A 22,632-nucleotide genomic window follows, 5' to 3' on the forward strand; every position below is an offset into this window, starting at 1 on the left:
AAGACTGGCGTGTCGATTTTTTAGCGGAGATGCCGAATATAGTCTTCGTTCAGCAGGCCGGGTATCGTCCTGTTGGCGAAGAACGCCAGGACGGAATCGACGGCGCCGCGGCACTCGCGCCGCAGAGCTTCGGCAGTCCAGCCGGCGGAATGGGGCGTGAGCAGAGCGCTGCCGCAGCGAAGAAGCGGATTTTGAGACTGCGGCGGTTCGATCTGGAAGACGTCAACGGCCGCCGCGGACAAGGGGCCGTTTTCGAGCGCCCGGGCGAGCGCCGCTTCGTCGACGAGCGCGCCGCGGGCCGTGTTGACGAAGACGGAGCCGGGCTTCATCATTTCGAAGAGTCGCTCGTCGAAAAATCCCCGCGTGGCTTCGTTCACCCGGCAGTGAAGGGTCACGGCGTCGCACTGAGGCAGCATCTCTTCCAAAGTCTCGGCGAAAGAGAACCGGCCGTCGTCCGGTCGGTCGTCCCGGGCATGAGGGGAGTAGACGAGCAGACGGCAGCCGAAGGGGACGAGCCGGTCGAGGACTTCGCGGCCGATCGCCCCAAGCCCGACGATCCCGACCGTGGCATCGCGCAGATCATGCCCCAGCAGAGAATCGGAGCTTCGCCAGTCGCCCCGGCGGATGACCGGCAGCTGCAGGTCGAAGCGCCGCAGCGCGGCGATGATCAGCATGACGGTATATTCGGCGATCGTCGCCGTGTTGGCGCCGGGGACGCATGAGACGGCGACGCCGCAGCGGGCGGCATATCCGACGTCGATATTGGAAGGCGGCCCGCCGCACTTGGCGATGAGCTTGAGTCCGGTCGCCGCCAGCAGCTGATCGTTGGATACCGCCGTCGCAGAGGTAATCACGACCGCCGCGGAACGAGCAAGGATCTCGTCGATCTCCTCGGGGCGCACGGGACCTTTGGGATTGACAAATTCGACCGCGGCGATCTCGGTCAAAGCGGCGAACCATGCTTCCGGTCCTTCCGGTTCGATGACTGTCACACGTGGCTTCATGTTCGAAGAATCCTTTCACCTGCGTATAAAAGCGAATCCCCAGAAGAGAAACGTCTCTTTTCCGAAGATTCGCCATCGAATCGAATACCTTATTTGCCGATCATCTTGCCCATCTCGTCAAGATGCTTGTTCATCTGCTCAAGCTGCACTTTGAAGGCGTCGTATTCGGCGCGGGCAAGATTCTGGGTGAAAGCCGTAAGCTCGTCGACGGATTTCTGCATCGAAGCCAGATCTTTTCTGATCTGGGCGATCTCGTCGCTCGGCATCTGTCCGACGGCGGACGTCTTGATCTGATCCAGCTCGGCCTTCAAAGAGTCGAAACGGCTGTTCGTCACCGTAGCCAAAATATTCAGGAGCAAAACGACGCCGAGAACGATCAGAACGATCTTCTTTACCCCCAGACCTTTGACGTATTCAGCGATCTTCGTTTTTTCTTCCAACATGTTTATATGCCTCCTTGAGATTTTGTCCCGATCGTTTTTCATGGTGTCCTATAATGTATCTTATGTTACGCGCAGGGGAATTCTTGCCGATTTTGGCTGGATACAAATCAGAGCTCAGCGGCGCGGAAATTTTTCAGGATCGCGAAAAAATCGCGCGCTTTCAATGAAGCGCCGCCGATCAGGCCGCCGTCGATCGACGGCCGGCTGAAGAGTTCCGCCGCGTTCGACGGTTTGACCGAGCCGCCGTACAGGACCGGAACGCGAACCGAATCTTTGATGAGGCGGCAGACTTTTTCCGCGTCTTCGGCGCTGGCCGCGCGGCCGGTGCCGATGGCCCAGACCGGTTCGTAAGCGACGATATACGCCGCGCCGGCGGGAAAGTCTTTCACGCCTTTTTGAAGCTGATCGGAAATGACGGCGGCCGTTCGCCCGGCGTCGCGCTGTTCGAGCGTTTCGCCGACGCACAGCACCGGGATCAAAGCGGACGCCAAGCAATTCAGCGCTTTTTTGTTGACCAGCTCCGAAGATTCGCCATAGATATGACGGCGCTCGCTGTGCCCGACGATCACGTACCGACAGCCGACTTCCTTCAGCATCGACGGCGCGACCTCGCCGGTATAAGCGCCTTCGCCGTGGTCGCTGGCGTTTTGCGCCCCCACGTTGATGCCGAGGTTCGTGAAGTTTTTCACCGCTTCCGGAATGAGGACGAAAGGAGGAAAAACGCAAATCTCCGTTTCGGCGTTCAAGCCCGGCCGCTCCGAAAAGAAGGCGGCGCTCTCGGCGGCAAAATCATTTATGGCGTGAAGGCTCTGGTTCATTTTCCAATTGCCGAACAGGAAAATTCTTTTCATGCCTGACCTCGCTTTTCTGCACCGTTGGTTGTCAAAAAGCCTGCTTCCCGGCATGGCATTCACTCGAAAAGCAGGCTTCCGTCGCATCAAAAACTACTCTTCTTCCTCGGTCAGCAACCCCTGGCGTTCGGAGACGATCTTTTTCGTGATCTCTTCGGGGACGGGATCATAGTGCGAAAAGGCCATTTCGTAAGTTCCGCGTCCGGAAGTCATCGAACGCAAGTTGATGGCGTACTGGAACATCTCCGCCTGAGGCACCTGCGCGTTGACGACCTGGAGATGCCCCAGCGTGTCGACGCCCATGATGCGGCCGCGGCGGGTGTTGAAATCCCCCATGATCTCGCCGAGATACTGATCGGGGACGATGACTTTCACGTCCATGATCGGCTCGAGCAGGATCGGCGAAGCTTCGGCCATCCCCTTCTTGAAGGCCAGGTGCGCCGCCGTCTTGAAGGCCATTTCCGAGGAATCGACGTCGTGATACGAACCGAAATACAGCGACGCTTTGAAGTCCACCGTCGGGAACGCCGCCAGCACGCCCTTGTTCAGACACTCGCGCAGCCCTTTTTCGACGGCGGGGATGTACTGCCTCGGCACCGTGCCGCCGGTGATCTTGTCTTCGAAGACGAAGCCCTCTCCCCGCTCGAGGGGGCTGAACTCGATATAAACGTCGCCGTACTGGCCGTGGCCGCCGGTCTGCTTTTTGTGCTTGCCCTGCGCCTTGGCCGACTTGCGGATCGTTTCGCGATACGCGACCTGCGGCACGCGGGTCTTCAGGTTGACGCCGAAGCGGTCTTTCAGCTTGGCGAGAACGATGTCGAGATGGAGATTGCCCATGCCGGAAAGGATGTTGTCGTTCGTTTCCGCGTTTTTCTCGAAGCTGACCGTGGGATCTTCTTCGGTGATACGGCGGACCGCCGTCCCCAGCTTGTCCTCGTCGGCGCGGCTCTCGGGATCGACGGCGACCGAATACACCGGGCGCGGGAACTTGATGGCCGGATAGAGCACGGTGCTGCCGGCCTTGCCCATCGTATCGCCGGCCCGCGTGCTCTGCAGCTTGGGAATGGCGACGATCATGCCGGTCGTGACTTCCTTGACGTCGACGCTCTCCTTGCCCTGCATGATCTTGAAGGTGCTGACGCGCTCCTCCTGCCCGGTGCTGACGTTGAAGATCGGTTCGTCGGTGGTCAGTTTGCCGGAATTGACGCGGACATAGGAAAGTTTGCCCACGTAGGGATCGACCAGCACCTTGAAGCACAGGCCGCTGAACGTGGCGTCGTCGTCCGGCTTGATCGTGATCTCTTTCTCCCCTCCCTTGACCGCGGGGCGTTCGCGCATCTCCAGCGGGCTGGGAAGATAATCGACGATCAGGTCCATGAGCTGGCGGACGCCGATGTTTTTCAGCGCGGAACCGGGCATGACCGGGAAGATCTTGCACTTGTAAATGCAGCGCTGCAAAACGGGAAGCAGTTCGTCGATGGGGATGTCTTCGCCGTCGAGATAACGCATCATCATCTCTTCGTCTTCTTCGACGATGGCTTCGACGAGATAGCCTCGGGCGCGGTGCGCGTCGCTGATCATCTCTTCGGGGATCCCCTGCTCTTCGAATTTCCCCGAATCGTCGTTGTAAACGTAAGCGATGTCCTTGAGGACATCGACGACGCCCTTAAAGGAGGCTTCGCTGCCGATCGGGAGCATGAAACGGTAGGCGCCCTTGCTCAGATTGGCGCGGATCTGTTCGTAAACCCCGTTGTAATCGGCGTTTTCGCGGTCCATCTTGTTGACGAAGAAAATGGTAGACGTCTCGAACTCCCGTGCGAACTCCCAGGCTTTTTCCGTCTGCACTTCAACGCCGTCGACCGCGCTCACGAGCATCACGGCGGAACCGGCGACGCGCAGCGAGCTGCGCAGGTCGCCAATGAAGTCGGCATAGCCGGGAACGTCAAGGACAAAGACTTTTTTGCCCTTGTAATCGTAATTCAGGAGGGAGGTGCTGATAGAGATCTGGCGTTTTTGTTCTTCGGCAGTGTAGTCGGAAACGGTGTTCCCGTTTTCCACGCTGCCCCGGCGGGTCGTGACGCCGGCGTCAAAGAGCAACGCTTCCGCAAGCGAAGTTTTGCCTGCGCTTCCGTGAGCAACAATCGCGATACTTCTGATGTCTTCCGTTTTCATTCCCATATCTCTTGCCAACCTCCTCGATGATTTCGGCGATGACACAGTTCCTTGTTTAAGTTTTTCTATACTCCCGTATTTTAACAGATTTATTCAAACATAACACTACTCCTTCGCAAGAAACTCGTTCAAAGCTTTCAAAACTTCGTCCGGTTTCGCCTGTCCGCGGCTCTCCTTCATGACCAGCCCCATGAGGAACTTGAGCTTCTTGTCTTTCTTGTCCTGGCCGGAACGGATCACCTCGACGACGTCGGCGTTGGCGCCGGCGACCGCGGCGATGATTTCCCGCAGTCTGTCGCCACCCACCGCACCGGTCTGGATGCCGCAGGCCTGAATGGCCTGTTCGAGCGTCATCTCGCTGCCGGCGAGTTTCTCGAAAACGTCTTTCGCGGCCGTCGTGGAGATTTTTTTGCCGTCGACGAGCTTGATCAGCCCGGCCAAAGTTTCGGCGCTCACCGGGGCGTCGGCGATCTCCCGGCCCCGCTCTTTCAGCGCTCTCATCAGGTCGGTCCGCACCCAGTTCGAAGATCTGACCGGCTCGCCGCCGGCTTTCACGACGTTCTCGTAATACGCGGCGACTTCGGGCGTCTCCGTCAGCACCAGCACGTCTTCCACAGGCAGCTTGTACTGCGCGAGGAACCGTTCGCGCTTGGCGTCGGGGAGCTCCGGCATGGCGGCTTTGATGCCTTCGATGTACTCGTCGTCGAGCATCAGCGGCGGCAGATCGGGCTCGGGGAAATAACGGTAGTCGTTGGACTCTTCTTTGCTGCGCGACGGCGTCGTGATGCCGTCGGCGTCGTCCCAGTTGCGCGTCTCCTGAGCGATCCGTTCGCCGCGGGCGAGCAGGTCGCGCTGGCGCAGCGTCTCGTACTCGAGCGCGCGTTCCAGCGCCTTGAGCGAGTTCATGTTTTTGACTTCGACGCGGTTGCCCCAGCGGCCGTCGGAAACTTTCTGCGAAATGTTCGCGTCGACGCGCATAGATCCCTTTTCCATGTCGCCGTCGGAAATGCCCAGATAGCGCACCAGCTGGCGCATGGCCGACACGTACTCGCGGGCCTCGCGCGGCGAAGCGATGTCGGGCTCGGACACCACTTCGGCGAGCGGCACGCCGCCGCGGTTGTAATCGACGAAAGACTGGCTGGAGCCGACGATCCGTCCGTCGGATGCGACGTGAACGAGTTTGCCGGCGTCTTCTTCGAGATGGAGCCGCGTGATGCCGATGCGGCGGGGCTGCCCGTCGTCGCCGGTGATGGTCAGATAGCCGTTCTCGGCGAGCGGCACGTAGTATTCGGTGATCTGATACGCCTTGGGAAGGTCGGCGTAGAAATAGTTCTTGCGGTCGAAGCGCGTCAGTTTGTTGATCTTGCAGTGCAGCGCCAGACCGCCGCGCACGCCGAACTCGACGACTTTCCCGTTCAGGACCGGCAGAGCGCCCGGCTGTCCGGTGCAGATCGGACAGACATGGGAGTTCGGCGTCGCGCCGATGTAGTCGGTCGAGCAACTGCAGAAGATCTTCGTTTTCGTGTTGAGCTGGATGTGGATTTCCAGCCCGATGACGGTCGTGAATTCAAGAGCCATTAACGGACACCTCCCTCGGCGATGCGGCCTTCCGCCTTTTTGCCAAGAGCGGCGGCCATGTCGAGAATCGCCGCATCGGACCAGCGCGGGCCGATCAACTGCATCCCCAGCGGCAGTCCTGCGGACGAAAAGCCGGCGTTGAAGGAAATGCCGGGCAGACCGGCCAGATTGACGGGGATCGTGAAAACGTCCGCCATATACATCGTCAGCGGCGCACTCATCTCCCCCAGTTTGAAGGCGGGCTTCGGCGAAGTCGGCAGCAGGATGGCGTCCACCTGTTCGAAGGCTGCGGCGAATTCCTGCTTGATGACTTTGCGGACCTTTTGCGCCGTCAGATAATAGGCGTCGTAAAATCCCGAGCTGAGCACGTAGGTGCCGGTCAGGATACGACGCTTCACTTCCGGGCCGAAGTTTTCCCCACGCGTCTTGACGTAAAGCTCGAGCAGCGACTTGGCATCCCCGTAAGCAGCTCCGTAGCGCACGCCGTCGTAACGGGCGAGATTGGAGCTTGCCTCCGCGGGCGCGAGGATATAATAGCAGGCCAGTCCGTACTCAAGCGCTTTCGGCAGAGCGACTTCGACGATCTCCGCCCCCAGGCGGCGGCATTCTTCGATTTGTCCGTCCATCGCCGCCTGCAGGTCGGCCGTCAGCTTGCCGTCGACGAGCTTCGTCAGCACGCCGATCTTCTTCCCGCACAACGGCGCGTCGCTGAGATCGAAACGGGGCGCGGGACGATCTTCGCTGGTCGAGTCGTGAGGATCGAACGCGCAGATCGCCGAGAGGATCAGTTTGAGGTCTTCGGCGGTGCGCGCAAAGGGGCCGATCTGGTCGAGCGACGAGGCGAAGGCGACCAGCCCGTAACGGCTCACCTGCCCGTAGGTCGGTTTCATGCCGTAGAGCCCGCAGAACGAAGCGGGCTGGCGGATCGAACCGCCGGTGTCGCTGCCCAGGGAGATCGGCGCATAACCGGCGGCGACGGCGGCGGCGCTGCCGCCGGAACTGCCGCCCGGCACGCGGCCGACGTCCCAGGGGTTCATCGTCGGGCCGAAAGCGGAGTTTTCCGTGGAGCCTCCCATGGCGAACTCGTCGCAGTTCGCTTTGCCGAGAATGACGGCGCCTTCGGCCTTCAACATCTTCACGACGGTCGCGTCGTAGGGAGGCACCCAGCCGGCGAGGATTTTGCTGGCGCAGGTGGTCGGCATGTCGCCGGTGCAGATGTTGTCTTTGAGGATGACAGGCACGCCCATCAGGCGCCCCGGATCGCGGCCTTCCGCGACGGCGGCGTCGACGGCGGCGGCGGTTTTAAGCGCGGAATCCGCCGCGATATGAAGCATGGCGTGAAGGTGGGGTTCCATTTCCCGCATGCGCTCAAGGCACGACCGCACGACGTCGGCGCACTTGAAACGGCGCGCCTTCAGTCCCGCGACGATTTCCGCGGCGCTCAGTCTGTACAGCTCCATCACTTGTCGCCTCCGATGCGGGGGACTCTGATGAAGTCGCCTTCGCGCGAGGGCGACTGGTTCAGGATCGCTTCCCTCCGGTCGTTCTCCTCCACTTCGTCGTCGCGGAGGCGGACCGGCCGGGTATCTTCCATCGTGAACGGATCGACGGCGCTGAGATCGAGCTCCTCGAGTTTGGAAAAATAATCGAGAATGCCGTTGAAGTGCTCCGACAAAGAATCGAGCTCTTCAGGGGCGATCTCCAGACGGGCAAGCTTGCCGATCTTCAGGACTTCTTCCTTGGACAATCTAGGCATCGTTCGTTCCTCCATACATGTGCTGCGGTAATTTATCGATCATGGCGAAAAATTCCTCTTCGTTCAGCGTCGGCACGTTCAGGCTGAGCGCTTTTTCGGCCTTGCTGCCCGGCGCCTCGCCGACGACGACATAGGACGTCTTTTTGCTCACGGAAGCGACGTTTTTTCCCCCGCGCTGCGCCACGAGTTCCTGCGCCTGCGCCCTGGACATACGCGAAAGCTCCCCGGTAAAGACGAACGTCTTGCCGGCCAGCGGCCCTATCGGGGCTTCCGGCGCCGTTTCGCTCCGCATGGATACGCCGGCTTCGCGCAGTTCGTCGATGAGCCGCCGGTTATGCTCTTCGCCGAAAAAAGCTTTGATCGACCCGGCGATCACCGGTCCCACGCCCTCGACGGCGGCGAGCCGTTCTTCGTCGGCGGCGGCGATCTCATCGAGCGACGAAAAGCGTTTCGCCAGCTCCGCCGCGACTCCCGCGCCGACTTCCCGGATCCCCAGCGCCGTGATCAAAAATTTCAGCGGCCGCTCTTTGGATTTTGCGATGGCCTGGATCAGTTTCCCCGCGGACTTTTCTCCCATGCGGTCCAGACGGATAAGCGGCTCGACGCGCAAGGCGTACAGATCGCCGAAACTCTTGACCAGCCCGCTCTGGACGAGTTGTTCCGCCAGACGGTCGCCGATGCCCCGAATGTCCATGCCCTGGCGGGAGGCGAAATGGATCAGCCCTTGGGTCAGCTGCGCCGGACAGGATCTGTTGGGACAGCGAAGCGCCACTTCGCCGGGAAGCTTGGCCACGGCCGCTCCGCACACGGGACACGTTGCGGGCATCGTGAAAGATTCCTCTGTGCCCGTGCGGCTGGCGGTGTCGACGCGGACGATCTCGGGGATGATCTCGCCGGCTTTGCGGACCCAGACCTGGTCGCCGACGCGGATGTCCTTGCGCTGGATCTCCTCGTCGTTGTGGAGGCTGGCGCGTTTCACCACCGTTCCCGAGATCAAGACAGGGGTCAGATTCGCCACCGGCGTGAGCACGCCCGTGCGGCCGAGGGAAATCTCTATGCTCTCGAGTTTCGTTTTTCGCTCTTCCGGCGGATATTTGTAGGCCACGGCCCAGCGGGGCGTTTTGACGTTGTTTCCCAGGATCTTCCAGTATTCCGTCGGATCGGCCTTGAACACGGCGCCGTCCGTCGCGTAGGGCAGACTGAAACGTTCACCGCTCCATCGCTCCAGGAAATCGAGAACCTCGGCTTCCGTCCCGGCCCGGCGCCAGGCTCTCTGCACGGGAAGCCCGCGGGCTTTCAGCCATCCGAGGACTTCCGATTGGCTGTGCAGGCCGTAGGATTCCGCATCCTGCACATAGTAGGTGAAAAGGCGCAGATTCCGTCTGGCGGCGACCGCCGTGTCAAGCTGTCGCAAACTGCCCGCCGCCGCGTTGCGGGGATTGGCGAAAAGCGGCAGCCCCGCTTCTTCCCTTGCGGCGTTCAGTCGAGCGAATCCCTCTTTGCTCATGTACACTTCGCCGCGCAGCTCCAGATGCCCCGGGACATCGCCGAGGAGGCGAAGCGGCAGGTCTTTGACCGTTTTCAGATTTTCCGTGACGTCCTCGCCGACGATACCGTCGCCGCGGGTCGAAGCCTGAACGAATTTGCCGTCCTCGAAAATCAAAGACACCGCCAAGCCGTCGATCTTCAATTCGCAGCACCAGGGGATCCACGGTTGCTCCAGGCTGTCCGCCGCCCGCTGCAGCCAGTCGTGAAGTTCTCCCTTCGAGAAAACGTCTTCGAGGCTGAGCATCGGTTTGGCGTGCGCAACTTTTTCAAACGCCTCCAGCACCGTACCGCCGATGCGCTTCGACGGAGAATCGTCGCGGATCAGGTCAGGATGTTCCTTTTCGAACTGAAGCATCTCGCGCATCAGCGCGTCGTATTCGTCGTCCTCGATTTCCGGGGCGTCCAGAACGTAATAGAGGTGCCCGTGACGATTCAGCTCGTCGACGAGCCAATGATAGCGGTCCAGTTTTTCCTGTTCCACGCAGAACACCACCCCTGTCACATTGCCAGCGGCGGGGAAAAAGCCGCTGCCCGAGCGATCTTCCCGATTTTATGGAGCGAAGCGGGACAGATGCTCATTATGTATGCAGAACATTGATAAATTCTAACCCCAAAATGCTTTTCCAGCAAGAGATTCCCGCCGTTCGAATGCGGAAGACGATAAATCACGCGGACTTCGGCGCCATTCGCCGGCAGATGGATATAAAAGAAACCGCCGGAGCTGCGTGCTCCGACGGTTTGCGTTGTCCCTGGGATTTTATGCGCCGATTCCTTGCTGATCACGATCATCGGCACAAATTCTAATAGGAATCTCGTTTCTCCGTTGCTGATCTCTGCATCATAATGAACAAAGAGATGCCCCTTCAATTTAACTCTCCGAAAAATCTGTGTCGAGAGCGGTAATGACTGTATATTCCGGATACATTTCTTGAATCTCCTCGGTAACCTCATGATAAAGCGCCGTTCTGTCTTTTGCGTCAAAACTTACAATCATATCGAAACGGATCACCTTCCGTTCTCTGTCTGCGTAAAATGCATGCATCTGCATAACATTTTCATGCTCCATGACTTTCTTTCTAATCCTGTCCCGCATTGTGGCAGCTTCCAGATCTTTTGTGTTGTAGGAATAGACGCCGATTGCCGTAAGGTATACATGATTTTTCATGGAGACTTCCGCTGTGATTTGCCGCGTCAAAACGTCCAGCTTATCAGCAGTCATCGTATCTGGGACTTCGATATGGAGAGAGCCGCTATATGCATTTGGTCCGTAATTATTCAGGACCAGATCATAAGCTCCACGAACTTCCGGAAAAGACGAGACCGTCTCTTTGACTCCTTTTGCAAGTTCGGCATCCCCTCGCTCGCCAAGAATTTCGGACACTGTGTTCCTCAACATTTCCAGACCAGACTTGATAATGACAATAGAAATGATTGCTCCAAGCCAAGATTCCAACGACACGTGAAAGATCATAAAAACGACTGCTGCCGCTAGCGTCGAAGCGGAAATAACGGAATCCAGCTTGGCATCCTCGCCGGAATTGACAAGCGAATCTGAGTTTACCTTCTGGCCGGTTTTCTTGACAAAATGTCCAAGCACGATTTTGACGAGAACGCCTATCGCGACAATCAACAAAGATGTCATAGAATATTCTGGTGTTTCCGGGTGTACGATTTTCTTGACCGATTCCGCAAAAGAGGTAATGCCGGCATAGAAGACGATAATAGAAATGATCATTGCGCTCAGATATTCGATCCGGCCGTATCCAAACGGATGCTTCCGGTCTGCCGGCTTTGTCGCCAATTTTGTGCCGATGATCGTAATCAGCGAAGAGGCTGCGTCGCTGATATTATTGACGGCATCCATCGTGATGGCAATCGAGCCAGTCATCACACCGATCACCGCCTTGAATGCGGCCAACATGACATTCGCGAGAATTCCGATGATACTGGTACGCACGATAATGCGATTCCTCAACGTCGTTTTTTCAAACTCCTCCGACGACATGCCGGCGCGTTCTGCTTCTTTTATTTTCGCAGCCAACACGATGTTTCTCCCCCCCCTGTTTCCGCTCCTGCGTTCTTTTTCCCGCTCGGATCCTTGCCTTTTTGCGTGTGCGCTACAGATATACAAGAGAACCGGCAGCATACGCCGCCCGCTCCCTTGTATATCTGTCGGATGATCGCCTCTTTAATCTTCCGGCTTGGCGGACGGTTCTCGGTTCTCGATGGGTTTCATCGTCGGGAAGAAGATGACGTCGCGGATCGAGCGGCAGTTGGTGAGGAACATGACGACGCGGTCCATGCCGATCCCCAGCCCGCCGGTCGGCGGCAGCCCCTGCTCCAGGGCTTCGACAAAGTCCTCGTCGAAAGGATGCGTTTCGTCCTCGCCTTCGGTCTTTTTCTGCGCCTGATCGAGAAAGCGTTTTTTCTGGTCGATGGGGTCGTTCAGCTCGCTGTAGCCGTTGCTGAGTTCCTTGCCGCAGCAGAAAAGCTCGAAGCGGTGGGTGTAGTCGGGGTGCTCGGGGTCCTTCTTCGACAGCGGCGAGATCTCGACGGGATGTCCCATCACGAACGTCGGCTGCACGAGTTTCTCTTCGACGAACTCCTCCATGAACATGGTGAGGATCTTGAAGCGCGACTCGTGCCCCGTGATCTCGATCTTGTTCTTGCGGGCGGCGTCGCGCGCTTCTTCGTCGGTGATGGCGGCGAAATCGACGCCGCAGGTCTCTTTCACCAGCTCCACCATCGTGGCGCGGCGGAACGGCTTGGCAAAATCCAGCGTCACGCCGTTGTGCTCGATGAACGGCGCGCCGTTGGCGGCGATGCAGGACTCGCGGATCAGTTCTTCGGTCAGATCCATCATGTCGACGTAATCCGCATAGGGCCAGTAAACTTCCATCATCGTGAATTCGGGATTGTGCGTCAGGTCCATGCCCTCGTTGCGGAAATCCTTGCTGATCTCGTACACGCGCCCCATCATGCCGACGACGAGCCGCTTCAGATAGAGCTCCGTGGCGATACGCAGGTACATGTTGGCGCCCAGCGCGTTGTGATAGGTGATGAAAGGACGCGCGTTGGCGCCGCCGGCGAGATAGGAAAGCACCGGCGTCTCGACTTCCAGCGTGCCGTGTTTCTCGAGCACGGCGCGGAAGGTGGAGATGATCTTGGCCCTTTTCCTGAAGACTTCGCGCGCTTCGGGATTGACGATCAGATCGAGATAGCGCTTGCGGTAGCGGATCTCAAGGTCCGTCAGGCCGTGCCACTTCTCGGGCAGGGGGCGGAGCGCCTTGGTCAGCAGGCGGAACCGCTCGACGGCGACCGTCAGCTCGCCGCGCTGCGTGCGGAACGGATGGCCGACGATGCCGACGATATCGCCGGAGTCGAGCCACTTCTTGAAGAAGGTGTAGTCTTTCTCGCCCAGAGTGTCGTAACGGAAATAGAGCTGGATCGTTCCCGTCTCGTCCTGCATGTTGACAAACGCCGCTTTGCCCTGGCGGCGTAGCGTCATCAGGCGTCCGGCCATGGAAAATTTCGTCTCGGGGACGGCTTCTTCCGCCTTGAGATAATCGAAATCTTTCCGCACCTGCGCAACGGTGTGATCGACGTTCCACTTTTCGTTTTCGAAAGGATTATAGCCTTCCTCTTCGCGAAGTCGTCTCAGTTTGTCGATGCGCTGTCTGAGAATTTCCGTTTCCTGAGTGCCGGCTGCAATTTCCGCCATTTTACATGAATCCCCTTTCAAAATATGAGCGCCAGTCGCACAGGATCCTGTACGCAGAATCCCAGTCTTTCGCGCTGGCCAGCGTGCGTTTGAATTCCGCGGTCCCCGCCTTGCCCCTGAAAAATCCGGCAAGGAAACGCCTCAAGAGCACAAGAGCCACGCGTTCGCCATGGAGCCGATAGAGATCGTCCGCAAAGCCGATAAGGATTTCCGCGCGTTCTTCCAGCGAGGGCTCGCCATCTGACATTCGAGTATTATAACCCAAAACCCGCAAAGATTGCACGACCATGAACGGATCGGCGATCGCGCCGCGGGCGCAGAGCACTGCCGCGCAGCCGTTGTCGAGATAGAACGCGACGTCGCGGGGAGCGTAAACGTCCCCCGAAGCGGTGATTCTGCCTTCGAAGCGCCGCGCCGCGCGGACGACTTCGCTTTTATCGGCTTTCCCCTCGTACCGCTGCTGGGGCGTGCGTCCATGGATCGTCACGTTGTCGGCCCCGGCCGCGAGCAATCCCTCGGCGAACTGCAGCGTATCCAGGCGATATTCGCGGCCGTCCGGAACGATCTTGCGGATCTTGGGCCAGACGGGCAGGCCGAATTTTTTCAGCTCGCGCACCATCGCGAAAGCGACGTCGGGATCCTGCAGCAGGCGGCTGCCGGCGCCTTTTTTGTGGACCTTCGGCATCGGACAGGCCATGTTGATGCTGAAGGCGGCGTACGAACGGCTTTGCAGACACCGCTCCGCCGAGCGGCACAGACTGTCCGCGTCGCCCGTGAAAAGCTGCAGGACGAGCGGTCTTTCCCCGTCGGTACATTCCGTCATCCGCCAGGTCTTCGTCCCGGCGTAAAGAAGCCCCGCGCTGCTGATCATCTCCGTATGGGTCAAAGCGGCCCCCAGCCGGCGGAAAAGCCGCCGCACCGCCGCGATGCTGACGCCGGCCAAAGGCGCAAAAAACACGGGGTTCTCGACTTCCACCCCGCCGATCACGAGTTTCGTTTCCATAAAATCCTCTCAGACACTCTCTCTAAAAGATGACGGCGATGAACGCGCCGCAGCCTCCCAGCAGGACGGCCCGCCCGAGGGAAACTTTTTCCGCCAGGGCGACGAGAAAGAACAAAACGCCGGCGCACAGCCAGGCGGGGAAGAAATGGACCGGGAGCGCCTGCGGCAGCCATTCCACCCATTGATCGGCCGCCAGCGCCCAGATCTGCATCAGCTTTTCCGCCGGCCAAGCCAGCCAGAAAAGCCGGATCCCCAAGATCCAAGGAAGCGCCGCGGCAAGCACGGCAAAAAGGATCACGGCAAACAACGCGGAAGCCATGGCGTTGATCGGCAGGGAGGACAGATAAACGCCTCCGGCCAGCGGCGCGATCAGCGGCGACGTCAAGATCCACATGACAAGGGGAGAAAAGACGACGAGCAGCGCCGACTTGCATTTTTCCAAAGCCGTCACGGCGATCGCGGCGATCACCGACAACTGCCAGCCAAGATCGAAAAAACACCACGGATTCCACAGAAGCATCGCGATCCCGGCGACGCCGATCGCGTTCAGGGCGCGTCCGGGATGCCCCCAGTAAAGCCCGAACATGCCGATCTGGACCATCAAAGAGGCGCGTACGGCGCTCATCGACGCCCCGCTGGTGAGACAGTATCCCCACAGGAGCAGCGAGCACCAGAGAAGGCCGCGCCGTCCGCCGCCGAAGATCAGGCAGCCGAGCGTCAGCGCCAGCCCGACGTGCCACCCCGAGACGGCCAAGATGTGGCTGATCCCCCATCTCCTGTAATCCTCGCGGAGGTCGGCGTCCCGGTCGCCGAGAAGGACGGCGGCCGCCAGAGCGCGCGTGTTGCACGGCAACGTTTCGAGCCGCGTCCTTAAATACTGGCGGAAGCTGTGGCGCGAAAGGCTTTTGCCCCGTTTTTCGACGCGCGCGGCCCGGCGCAGTTCCCCCTGCACGCCGCGCGCCCGCCAGTACCGACGCGGGGAAAAGGAACTTCTCAGAGAACCGTTCCGGAGCGGAACGACGGAAGCTTCCAACGAGAGCTCGTCCCCTTCTTCGACGTCCTGCAGTCCTTTGCCGACGGCGAGAAGCCAGCCGGCGCCGCGCGCGTCGGTCAATCGAAGCACTTCGCGTTCTCCCCACTGCCGCCGCTCCGCCACAAGGAAACGGCCGGAAACGGCTTTTACGGACGTCGGCCCCTCTTCGAGCCGCGACTGCAGGAACACGGAGAAAACGCCTGAAAGCACCACGAGCGCCAGCGCGAAACAAAACTTGCGCGCATACCAGCGCTCTTCCGAAAGCAGCATTTCCGCGCTGAGCGCGCAGACGGAAAGGGGAATCGCCAGCCATAAAGGGAGCCCGCTTTCCACTGCCGCCAGCGAGAGCGCGCCGCCTTGCAGCAGCAGGAGCGCGGGGATCCTGTTCAACAGAGAATCCATGCGGCGTCAAAACCGAAGCAGCGTCTGCATCTGGCTCAGTTTGCCTTTGCCGATGCCGGGAATTTCCAGCAGCGCCTCGGCGGAATGGAAAGGCCCGTGGGTCTGGCGGTACTCTATGATCTTCCGGGCCGTGGCCGGGCCGACGCCGGGAAGCGTGCACAGATCTTCTTCCGTTGCCGTGTTGACGTAGACGTACTGCGTTTTGTTGTCCCGCTTCCTGTCCTGAGAGGATGCGCTCTTGGCGGAAGTCCGGGGCGTAAGCGCGGCGGCTTTGACGTGGACATGCGCGCCGTCGCGTATCGGCGCGGCGAGGTTAACCTGCGACTGATCCGCGTCGAAGCGGAAACCGCCGGCGGCTTCCACGAGCTGAAAGACCCGCGCGTCCGCCGAGATGGGATAAACGCCCGGACGGGAAACGGCGCCGGTGATATAAGCGTAGTGTTCGGGCGAAGACGAAGCGGGCAGCTTGTAAGACGGCGACTGAAGCCACAGGGCGGGCCCCGCGACCGCCGTCGGCGCTTCGTCCTGCCAGCTCCCCCTGAAAATCCGCACCGCGGCGCCGGCGCAGCCTATGCAGAATATGGCCCCGGCGACGCACAAAGAAATTTTCGTCCGATTCTCCACAGGCGGCTCCCCTCCCTTATTAAAGGATTCTCCCCTTCAGCGACCAGCTGTCGGCGGCGGTCACTTCCACGTCGGTGAACGTTCCGATCAAGCTTTCGCCGCCTTCGAAAAGGATCACTTTATCGGCCGGATTTCTCCCCTGCAGCAAATCCCCTTTCAGCGCCTTGCCGTCGACCAGCACGCGATAGCGCCGCCCGATCAGTTTTTCGTTGATCTCTTTGGCGATTTCCGTCTGCAGTCGGTTGACCTCGTTCAAGCGCCGACTCTTTACGCTTTCGGGGACCTGCTCCTTCATCGCGGCGGCCGGCGTCCCCTGCCGACGCGAATAGGCCGCCGTGTGGACCTGATCGAAGCGGAACCGTTCCAGCGCCGCCATCGAACAGGCGAAATCGTCCTCCGTCTCGCCGGGAAAACCCACGATAAGGTCCGACGTCAGGCCGACTTCGGGCAGGCCGCGGCGGATGCCGTCGACGACCTTGGCATACTCCTCCACCGTGTAGCGGCGGTTCATCGCTTTCAGGATCCGGTCGCTGCCCGCCTGGATCGGCAGGTTGATCGCGGGACAGATGTTGGCGTTTTCGGCGATCGCTTCGACCACGTCTTTCGTGAAATCCGTCGGATAAGAAGTCATGAAGCGCAGACGTTCCAGCCCCGCGATATGAGCGACGTCGTTCAGCAGATCGGCGAAGCTGTAACGGTCGAGATCTTTTCCGTAGGTGTCGACGTTCTGCCCGAGCAGACAGATCTCTTTGACCCCTCCTTCGACAAGCTGTTCCACCTCGTCCATGATCTCCCAGGGGCTGCGGGAAGCGAATCGCCCGCGCACGTAAGGGACGATGCAGTAGGTGCAGAAATTGTCGCATCCGTGCGAGATCATTACCGAAGCTTTCCAGGGAAATTGGCGTTCCAGCGGGGCAAAGCGCAGTTCGTGCAGTTCGCGGGGATCGTCGTCGAGCAGGACGACTTTCTCGCTGCCCGACAAGGCCGTTTCCAAAGCGTCGGGCACCAGACCGATATGCCGGGGGCCGGAAACGACGCGGATCCACGGATAACGTCTGGACATGTCGACGCCCACGTTTTGAGCGATGCAGCCCGTCATGGCGACGACGGGATGCCCTTCTTTGCGCCAGCGTTCTTCGTAATGCCCCAATTCGCTCCAGACTTTATGCTCGGCCTTGTCTCGGATGCTGCAGCCGATAAAGACGATCGCGTCGGCGCTTTCTTCCGCGGTTTCGTAAGCCCCGCGCGCGACGAGCGCCGTCCTGATCTTGTCGGCGTCGTACTGATTCATTTGACACCCGTAAACTTTCATCGCAAAACCGTACACTGAAAAAACCTCCACGAGTACATTCCAGAATAGCTTCCCGTCAATTATACCCGAACGGGCGGCGAAATAAAGCATTCTTCGAAAAGAACCCCGCTTTTCCGCCGCGCCTCGTCCGCTCGGCGAACGGAACGGCACAAATAAAGAGACTCTCGAGAAAGATGAACTCGAGAGTCTCTTTTTATCTTACGAACCTGAAATCATTCGACCGCTTCGAACTGATCCTTGCCTACACCGCAGACGGGGCAGACAAAGTCCTCGGGAAGATCTTCGAAGGCCGTGCCGGGCGCGATGCCGTTATCGGGATCGCCCACCGCCGGATCGTATTCCCACCCACACACAGAACACACATACTTTTTCATGTTTTTTCCTCCCCCATATCGTATCTGTGAAACATTACCGAAATTCTATCATATAAATCCCCCGGCCGCCACCGCGACGACGATGATTCAAGTTTATCAATCACAGCGGCAGGTGAACGAACTCCTGCGGTAAATTGGCGGAAAGGCGGCGCGCTCCGTCTTCCGTGATCAGATAATCGTCTTCGATGCGCAGGCCACCGCGATCGGGAATGTAAATGCCCGGCTCGATCGTGATCACGTCGCCGCACTGGAGCGTTCCCTGGTACAGAGGCGAAAGGCGCGGCGCTTCGTGGATCTCCAGGCCGAAGCTGTGCCCGAGTCCGTGACCGAAATACGCGCCGTAACCGGCATCGGCGATAACCTGGGCGGCGACCTCATGCACATCGCAGCCGCGTGCCCCCGGCTTCAGCAGCGCCGCGGAATCCCGGTGGGCTTTCAGGAGAACTTCGTGAATCTCCAGAAACTCGGCGTCTTTGGGCGCGCCCAGAGAAAAGTTCCGCGTCAGGTCGGACATGTAGGCGCCGAAGATCGCGCCGTAATCGACGGTGACCTGGTCGCCCGCTTCCATTTTTTTCGCACTGGCCACGCCGTGCGGCATGGCGCTGCGAACGCCGGAAGCGACGATCATCTCGTTTTTGTGCCACACGCCTTCGCCGTCGTGGCGGGCGATGTTCAATTCGAGCAACTTGGCGAATTCTTTTTCCTTCATGCCGGGCCTGACCAGCGGCAGCGTTTCCAGATACGCGGCGGAAGCGATGTCGGCCGCTTTGATGATCGATTCGATTTCATGAGCGTCTTTGCGGCGGCGCTGTTCAGCCATGGCTGAGGAAAAGTTGCGCCATTCGACGGAAAACTCGCTCAGCGCCAGATAAGTCTGCGCGCTGAGCATGGCGCCGTCGTAGCCGCAGCGGCGGATTTTCAGCTCGCCGAGAAGACGTCCGGCCGTCGCGACCTGGCTCTCCCCCGTCTTCACCGCGCGGATCTCGAAAGGCGACTGCTGCGCGGCTTGGGTCAGATAACGCGAATCCGTGGCAAGGATCGCCCGCTCCTGCGTCACCGCGACGACGGCGGACGAACCGTGAAATCCGCTGTAATAAAACAGATTCTCCCAGCCGCTCGACTCGGAATCGATCAAAAGCAGGGCGTCGAGTTTTTCTTCCAGCAGTTTTTTTCTCAGACCGACCAGACGGTTCTCCATGTAATTCTCATGAGGCATACGATCTTCACGCTCCTAAAAATGGTGAGGGCGCTCCATGCTGTAACGGCACCCGCAGTAATTCTGCCGGTAAAGCCCCAGCCGCTTGCACTCCCGAACGGAGAAGAGCTGCCCGTTCTTTTTTCTCCAGATTCGTTCTTCCCAGTTCAGCGCGTAACGGCCGGCAAGCTCCCTCCCCCAGAGGTTGATCAGGTCGGGGTGTTTCTGCGGGCTGAGCGTCAGGCTGGTGCAAAGCGTCGACACGGAAAGCTCGGCCGCTTTTTCCGCGGCGCTTTCCAGCTGCAGGCGCATGCAGCGCTCGCAACGGCGGCCGCCTTCCCGTTCGTTTTCCAATCCCGCCGTGCGGCGGTCCCATTCGGACGTGTCGTAAGGGCGGACGATCAGCGGGAGGCAATACGCCGCCGCCAGTTTTTGCAAAGCTTCCAGCCGCCGCTGCCATTCATCGTAGGGATGGATGTTGCCGCCGTAAAAATAAAGCGTCACTTCCCGTTTCTCCTCGGTCAGAGCGTGGACGCCGGTCGTCGCGCAGGGACCGCAGCAGGCGTGGAACAGTAATTTTTCTTCCATCGACAGCTCTTAGCGCGCGACTTTTTTCAGTTCCTCGAGAGATTCTGCGATTTTGTCCGCGGAAAGCCCCATGGCGGCGTACACTTCTTCGCTCGGGCCGGAATCGCCGTAACGATGCACGCCTAAACGGCGCGCGACGGAATGCAGTCCCAGTTCTTCGGCGCGGGCCAGCCAGAGGCTGCCCATGCCGCTGACGACATTGTGATCTTCGACGGTCAACACCGTACCGGTCTGAAACGCTTCCGTCAACGCTCTCTCGTCGATCTCCAGCGGGCACGAGACGGCGTAGACCGCCGTTTCGACGCCTTTTTCGGCAAGCAGCTCCGCCGCCTGCACGGCGCGCCCCGCCATCGCCCCCAGCGCCAAGATGGCGGCGTCCTTGCCCTCGCGGACTTTGACGGCTTCGCCGTACGTGAAATCGCGCGCCAACAGCGGCTTGCCGTTCGCGCACAGCGCCGGCAGCTTGCTGCGCCCCATCGCCAGGCAGACGTTGCCCGCCGTTTTCAGCGCCCAGCGCGTCGCGCGGTCCGTCTGATTGGGATCGGCGGGAACGACCAGCTTCCAGTTGAAGAAGTTCAACATCAGCGCAACGTAGTCGATGCACTGATGCGTCATGCCGTCTTCGCCGACGTCGAGCCCCACGTGAGTGAGGACGAGCTTTTCGTTCGCGTGGTTGACGTCGTTCATGCGCTGCTGGTTGTAGGCTTCCGCCAGGCCGAAAACGCCGAAGTCCGCCCAGACTGACACGACGCCGCCGGCAGACGCCGCTCCGGCGGCCGTGGCCGTGGTGTTCTCCTGAATGCCGCACTGGATGAAGTTGTCCGGGCATTTTTTCGCAAATTCGCCGGTCTTGACCGAACCGGCGAGGTCGCAGTCGAAAACGAGCACGGGGGCGCGCCCGGTCTTTTTGTAGTTGAGCTGCCCCACTTCCGCCAACGCCGAGCCGAAGGCGGAGCGGTTGTCCGTCGTGTCGGCGGGGCCGTAGACCTTGGCTGCGCCCAGATCGAGGACCGCTTTAAGCGGTTCGACGGCGCGCGCGGCGCTGAACTTCGCTTTTTTGTGCTCCGCGGCCAACGCGACGAGATCCGGCTGTCCCAGCTCTTTCATCGCTTGCCGGTAGAGGTCGCCCGAAGCGGCCTTGCCGTGATAGTCCGGCTTGTCTTCCATAAAGGAAACGCCCTTGCCCATAGTCGTCCGGCAGAGGATCGCCGTCGGGCGCCCGGCGGCGCGCGCCGCCTTCAAAGCGGCGTACAGCTCCGCGAACGAATCGCCGTCGCACAGGAGCGTCTGCCAGCCGTCGGCTTCCCAGAGCTCCTTGATATGCGCGGGCATGACGTCGCCGCAGCGCCCGGAGATCTGGATGTCGTTGACGTCGATCAGCGCCGTCACGCTGGTCAGTTTTCGAGCCGCGATCAAGCGGCGCGCTTCGGCGATCTGCCCTTTCGGCTGCTCGCCGTCCCCCATCAGAACGTAGACGCGGCCGTCGTAGCCGCGCGCCTTCTGCGCCAGGGCGAACCCCGCTCCCGCGGACAGCCCCTGGCCGAGACAGCCGGAACCCCAGTCGATGCCGGGGACCATGCGCTCGACGTGTCCCTGAAAGCGGCTGCCCGTTCGGCGAAACTCGTTCAAGGCGTCGAACGCGTCCACAAATCCGTAATACGCCAGGGTCGCATACGCCGCGGCCGAGGTGTGTCCGTGGCTGATCACGACGAAATCGCGGTCGAGCGAGTCGCAGTTTTGTGGCGACACGTTCGCAGCGCCGTAGGCGGCCATGTACATTTTCATGCTGGAGAGCGCCCCCGCGGGGTGCCCGCTGTTGGCGCGGGCGACCATCGCCACCGCGAGGCCCTTGCAGACTTGCGCGGCTTTGTCCAGCTGCCGCTCTTCGGCCGGCGGCAGTTCTTCCCATTGAAAAGAATTTATTTTGACAGCCTTATCGAACACCATCGTTTTTACGCCTCCGCATGAAATTTTTCGATCACCGTTTTATAAAATCATTATAAGACAAAAATCCCCGTTGCCTCAAACGATCTTCACATTCCGCGCGCCGAGATCCTTCAGAAGTTTCGACAACCGCGCGCGCTGATCTCCCTGAAAGAAAACATCCTCCTCTTCGATTGCGGCGCCGCAGCCCAAATTCTGCTTCAGCTCCTTCACAAAACGGCCGCTCCGTTCTCCCGACGGCAGACCGACAAGCCGCGTGACGTTTTTTCCGCTTCTGCCCTTGCGTTCCAGGAAAAGCCTCAACGGCGCCGTCTCAAGCGCGTGGTCTCGCGCCGGTTCGGCGTCGGCGCGAGACGGCTCCTTCGCAGACAGGCGGGCCGGTTCCCGCGACAGCCCCATGGCGTCGGCAATCGTGAAGGATTCGGCGTCCAGGCTCTGCAGATCGATCTTCTTTTTGGAACTACGCAAGCTCATACCCTTCTTCGCGGCAGGTGACGATAAAATCTTCGCCTTCCTGAAAACGGGCCGTCATCTGCGAATCCAGCGGCATCTCCAGCATCTGCCGATAAACCGCCGCCGAACGAGCGCCCTGCAGCTCGCTCTTGGCCGCCGTTTCGTACATCATCTCGATCAACTTCCTGTCAAGCATTCTCTCTTCTCCAAACTTTATCCATATGAAAACGCGGGAACGCGTCTCACACGGTTGCAGTATAATGCATCGCACATTTTCTCTCAAGGCGGAATTTCCGTGAAACCGTCAGTCTGTCATGTGATGCGTCTCGGAGATCTCGATCCCCCCCTTTTCACAAAGCCGTATGATCTCGTTTTCGCGGTCGCAGGGATAGGAGCAGGCCAGCCCGCAGCTTGCCGAGATCTGCCGGGGCACGGGGATGATCCTCACGTCGAAACCGGCGCGGCGGCATTGTTTCTCGAACATCAGGGCCATACTGGTGACGTCAAAGGTCGCAAGACATTTCATTATACAGAACTCCTTATAGATTATGAATTTATGCAAGGGTTTTATTCATGCGTTTTGATAATTTGACTTCCGGCTTTTTTCGAATATACTAAAGAACAAGAATAA

At 59.7% G+C, this 22,632-nt stretch carries 22 protein-coding genes; all 22 read right to left on the minus strand.

The genetic code is table 11. From position 1 onward, the window contains the following. Positions 1–20: 20 nt before the first annotated feature. Positions 21–1,004 (minus strand): NAD(P)-dependent oxidoreductase, encoded by a 984-nt coding sequence (locus D7D26_RS05470; protein WP_120372351.1) that lies wholly within the window; start codon positions 1,002–1,004, stop codon positions 21–23. Between the two features lie 89 nt (positions 1,005–1,093). Next, positions 1,094–1,447, minus strand: a complete 354-nt coding sequence (locus D7D26_RS05475; protein WP_120372352.1) for a hypothetical protein — start codon at positions 1,445–1,447, stop codon at positions 1,094–1,096. A gap of 107 nt (positions 1,448–1,554) precedes the next feature. Continuing rightward, positions 1,555–2,298 carry a triose-phosphate isomerase gene (gene tpiA / locus D7D26_RS05480; RefSeq protein ID WP_120372353.1) on the minus strand — a complete coding sequence of 248 codons (744 nt, stop codon included), beginning with the start codon at positions 2,296–2,298 and terminating at the stop codon, positions 1,555–1,557. 93 nt (positions 2,299–2,391) lie between these two features. Next, on the minus strand, positions 2,392–4,476 hold the full coding sequence (fusA, locus tag D7D26_RS05485) for an elongation factor G (protein WP_078016608.1): 2,085 nt from the start codon (positions 4,474–4,476) through the stop codon (positions 2,392–2,394). Positions 4,477–4,575: 99 nt separating this feature from the next. Further along, on the minus strand, positions 4,576–6,048 hold the full coding sequence (gene gatB / locus D7D26_RS05490; protein ID WP_120372354.1) for an Asp-tRNA(Asn)/Glu-tRNA(Gln) amidotransferase subunit GatB: 1,473 nt from the start codon (positions 6,046–6,048) through the stop codon (positions 4,576–4,578). Further along, positions 6,048–7,508 carry an Asp-tRNA(Asn)/Glu-tRNA(Gln) amidotransferase subunit GatA gene (gatA, locus tag D7D26_RS05495; RefSeq protein ID WP_120372355.1) on the minus strand — a complete coding sequence of 487 codons (1,461 nt, stop codon included), beginning with the start codon at positions 7,506–7,508 and terminating at the stop codon, positions 6,048–6,050. The genes gatB and gatA overlap by 1 nt, the downstream gene beginning before the upstream one ends. Beyond that, a complete protein-coding gene (gatC, locus tag D7D26_RS05500) occupies positions 7,508–7,804 on the minus strand; it encodes an Asp-tRNA(Asn)/Glu-tRNA(Gln) amidotransferase subunit GatC (protein WP_078016605.1) in 297 nt (98 codons plus the stop codon). The genes gatA and gatC overlap by 1 nt, the downstream gene beginning before the upstream one ends. Beyond that, positions 7,797–9,842: an NAD-dependent DNA ligase LigA gene (gene ligA, locus D7D26_RS05505; RefSeq protein ID WP_120372356.1), complete on the minus strand. Its 2,046-nt coding sequence runs from the start codon at positions 9,840–9,842 to the stop codon at positions 7,797–7,799. Before ligA ends, gatC begins: the two co-directional genes overlap by 8 nt. Before the next feature lie 8 nt (positions 9,843–9,850). Beyond that, positions 9,851–10,219, minus strand: a complete 369-nt coding sequence (locus D7D26_RS05510; protein WP_147413046.1) for a hypothetical protein — start codon at positions 10,217–10,219, stop codon at positions 9,851–9,853. A 1-nt stretch (position 10,220) separates the two neighbouring features. Continuing rightward, a complete protein-coding gene (locus D7D26_RS05515; protein WP_199674704.1) occupies positions 10,221–11,498 on the minus strand; it encodes a cation diffusion facilitator family transporter in 1,278 nt (425 codons plus the stop codon). Positions 11,499–11,540: 42 nt separating this feature from the next. Beyond that, complete coding sequence (gene lysS / locus D7D26_RS05520; RefSeq protein ID WP_120372358.1) at positions 11,541–13,073, minus strand: lysine--tRNA ligase; 1,533 nt, start codon at positions 13,071–13,073, stop codon at positions 11,541–11,543. A gap of 1 nt (position 13,074) precedes the next feature. Beyond that, a complete protein-coding gene (locus tag D7D26_RS05525) occupies positions 13,075–14,076 on the minus strand; it encodes a tRNA dihydrouridine synthase (protein WP_120372359.1) in 1,002 nt (333 codons plus the stop codon). A gap of 22 nt (positions 14,077–14,098) precedes the next feature. Continuing rightward, positions 14,099–15,511 (minus strand): ComEC/Rec2 family competence protein, encoded by a 1,413-nt coding sequence (locus D7D26_RS05530; RefSeq protein ID WP_120372360.1) that lies wholly within the window; start codon positions 15,509–15,511, stop codon positions 14,099–14,101. 6 nt (positions 15,512–15,517) lie between these two features. Then, positions 15,518–16,135, minus strand: coding sequence for a ComEA family DNA-binding protein (locus D7D26_RS05535; protein WP_120372361.1), 618 nt, complete (start codon positions 16,133–16,135; stop codon positions 15,518–15,520). Positions 16,136–16,154: 19 nt separating this feature from the next. Then, complete coding sequence (miaB, locus tag D7D26_RS05540; RefSeq protein WP_120372362.1) at positions 16,155–17,462, minus strand: tRNA (N6-isopentenyl adenosine(37)-C2)-methylthiotransferase MiaB; 1,308 nt, start codon at positions 17,460–17,462, stop codon at positions 16,155–16,157. A gap of 197 nt (positions 17,463–17,659) precedes the next feature. Next, positions 17,660–17,821: a rubredoxin gene (gene rd, locus D7D26_RS05545; RefSeq protein ID WP_078016597.1), complete on the minus strand. Its 162-nt coding sequence runs from the start codon at positions 17,819–17,821 to the stop codon at positions 17,660–17,662. Positions 17,822–17,921: 100 nt separating this feature from the next. Next, positions 17,922–19,037 carry a M24 family metallopeptidase gene (locus D7D26_RS05550; RefSeq protein WP_120372363.1) on the minus strand — a complete coding sequence of 372 codons (1,116 nt, stop codon included), beginning with the start codon at positions 19,035–19,037 and terminating at the stop codon, positions 17,922–17,924. Between the two features lie 15 nt (positions 19,038–19,052). Beyond that, positions 19,053–19,604: an epoxyqueuosine reductase QueH gene (locus D7D26_RS05555; protein WP_120372364.1), complete on the minus strand. Its 552-nt coding sequence runs from the start codon at positions 19,602–19,604 to the stop codon at positions 19,053–19,055. Between the two features lie 9 nt (positions 19,605–19,613). Then, a complete protein-coding gene (locus D7D26_RS05560; protein ID WP_120372365.1) occupies positions 19,614–21,551 on the minus strand; it encodes a transketolase in 1,938 nt (645 codons plus the stop codon). Positions 21,552–21,626: 75 nt separating this feature from the next. Next, positions 21,627–22,022, minus strand: coding sequence for a translation initiation factor (locus D7D26_RS05565; RefSeq protein ID WP_199674706.1), 396 nt, complete (start codon positions 22,020–22,022; stop codon positions 21,627–21,629). Beyond that, positions 22,009–22,197 carry a hypothetical protein gene (locus D7D26_RS05570; RefSeq protein ID WP_120372366.1) on the minus strand — a complete coding sequence of 63 codons (189 nt, stop codon included), beginning with the start codon at positions 22,195–22,197 and terminating at the stop codon, positions 22,009–22,011. Before D7D26_RS05570 ends, D7D26_RS05565 begins: the two co-directional genes overlap by 14 nt. A gap of 108 nt (positions 22,198–22,305) precedes the next feature. Continuing rightward, the gene (locus D7D26_RS05575) at positions 22,306–22,527 is read right to left on the minus strand and encodes a DUF3343 domain-containing protein (RefSeq protein WP_078016592.1); all 222 of its coding nucleotides are present in this window, start codon (positions 22,525–22,527) and stop codon (positions 22,306–22,308) included. Positions 22,528–22,632: the final 105 nt, after the last annotated feature.

This window comes from Pyramidobacter sp. CG50-2 (assembly GCF_003612005.1).
In the GTDB taxonomy this organism is placed as follows: Bacteria; Synergistota; Synergistia; order Synergistales; family Dethiosulfovibrionaceae; genus Pyramidobacter.

Bases quoted from the DNA above. Each gene is read 5' to 3' on its own strand.
- tpiA (WP_120372353.1), bottom strand. From the start codon at position 2,298: ATGAAAAGAATTTTCCTGTTCGGCAATTGGAAAATGAACCAGAGCCTT.
- D7D26_RS05530 (WP_120372360.1), bottom strand. From the start codon at position 15,511: ATGGATTCTCTGTTGAACAGGATCCCCGCGCTCCTGCTGCTGCAAGGC.
- D7D26_RS05525 (WP_120372359.1), bottom strand. From the start codon at position 14,076: ATGGAAACGAAACTCGTGATCGGCGGGGTGGAAGTCGAGAACCCCGTG.
- D7D26_RS05555 (WP_120372364.1), bottom strand. From the start codon at position 19,604: ATGGAAGAAAAATTACTGTTCCACGCCTGCTGCGGTCCCTGCGCGACG.
- D7D26_RS05575 (WP_078016592.1), bottom strand. From the start codon at position 22,527: ATGAAATGTCTTGCGACCTTTGACGTCACCAGTATGGCCCTGATGTTC.
- fusA (WP_078016608.1), bottom strand. From the start codon at position 4,476: ATGGGAATGAAAACGGAAGACATCAGAAGTATCGCGATTGTTGCTCAC.
- D7D26_RS05515 (WP_199674704.1), bottom strand. From the start codon at position 11,498: ATGCTGCCGGTTCTCTTGTATATCTGTAGCGCACACGCAAAAAGGCAA.
- gatB (WP_120372354.1), bottom strand. From the start codon at position 6,048: ATGGCTCTTGAATTCACGACCGTCATCGGGCTGGAAATCCACATCCAG.
- D7D26_RS05560 (WP_120372365.1), bottom strand. From the start codon at position 21,551: ATGGTGTTCGATAAGGCTGTCAAAATAAATTCTTTTCAATGGGAAGAA.
- gatA (WP_120372355.1), bottom strand. From the start codon at position 7,508: ATGGAGCTGTACAGACTGAGCGCCGCGGAAATCGTCGCGGGACTGAAG.
- D7D26_RS05550 (WP_120372363.1), bottom strand. From the start codon at position 19,037: ATGCCTCATGAGAATTACATGGAGAACCGTCTGGTCGGTCTGAGAAAA.
- D7D26_RS05470 (WP_120372351.1), bottom strand. From the start codon at position 1,004: ATGAAGCCACGTGTGACAGTCATCGAACCGGAAGGACCGGAAGCATGG.
- D7D26_RS05570 (WP_120372366.1), bottom strand. From the start codon at position 22,197: ATGCTTGACAGGAAGTTGATCGAGATGATGTACGAAACGGCGGCCAAG.
- lysS (WP_120372358.1), bottom strand. From the start codon at position 13,073: ATGGCGGAAATTGCAGCCGGCACTCAGGAAACGGAAATTCTCAGACAG.
- rd (WP_078016597.1), bottom strand. From the start codon at position 17,821: ATGAAAAAGTATGTGTGTTCTGTGTGTGGGTGGGAATACGATCCGGCG.
- D7D26_RS05565 (WP_199674706.1), bottom strand. From the start codon at position 22,022: ATGAGCTTGCGTAGTTCCAAAAAGAAGATCGATCTGCAGAGCCTGGAC.
- D7D26_RS05475 (WP_120372352.1), bottom strand. From the start codon at position 1,447: ATGTTGGAAGAAAAAACGAAGATCGCTGAATACGTCAAAGGTCTGGGG.
- gatC (WP_078016605.1), bottom strand. From the start codon at position 7,804: ATGCCTAGATTGTCCAAGGAAGAAGTCCTGAAGATCGGCAAGCTTGCC.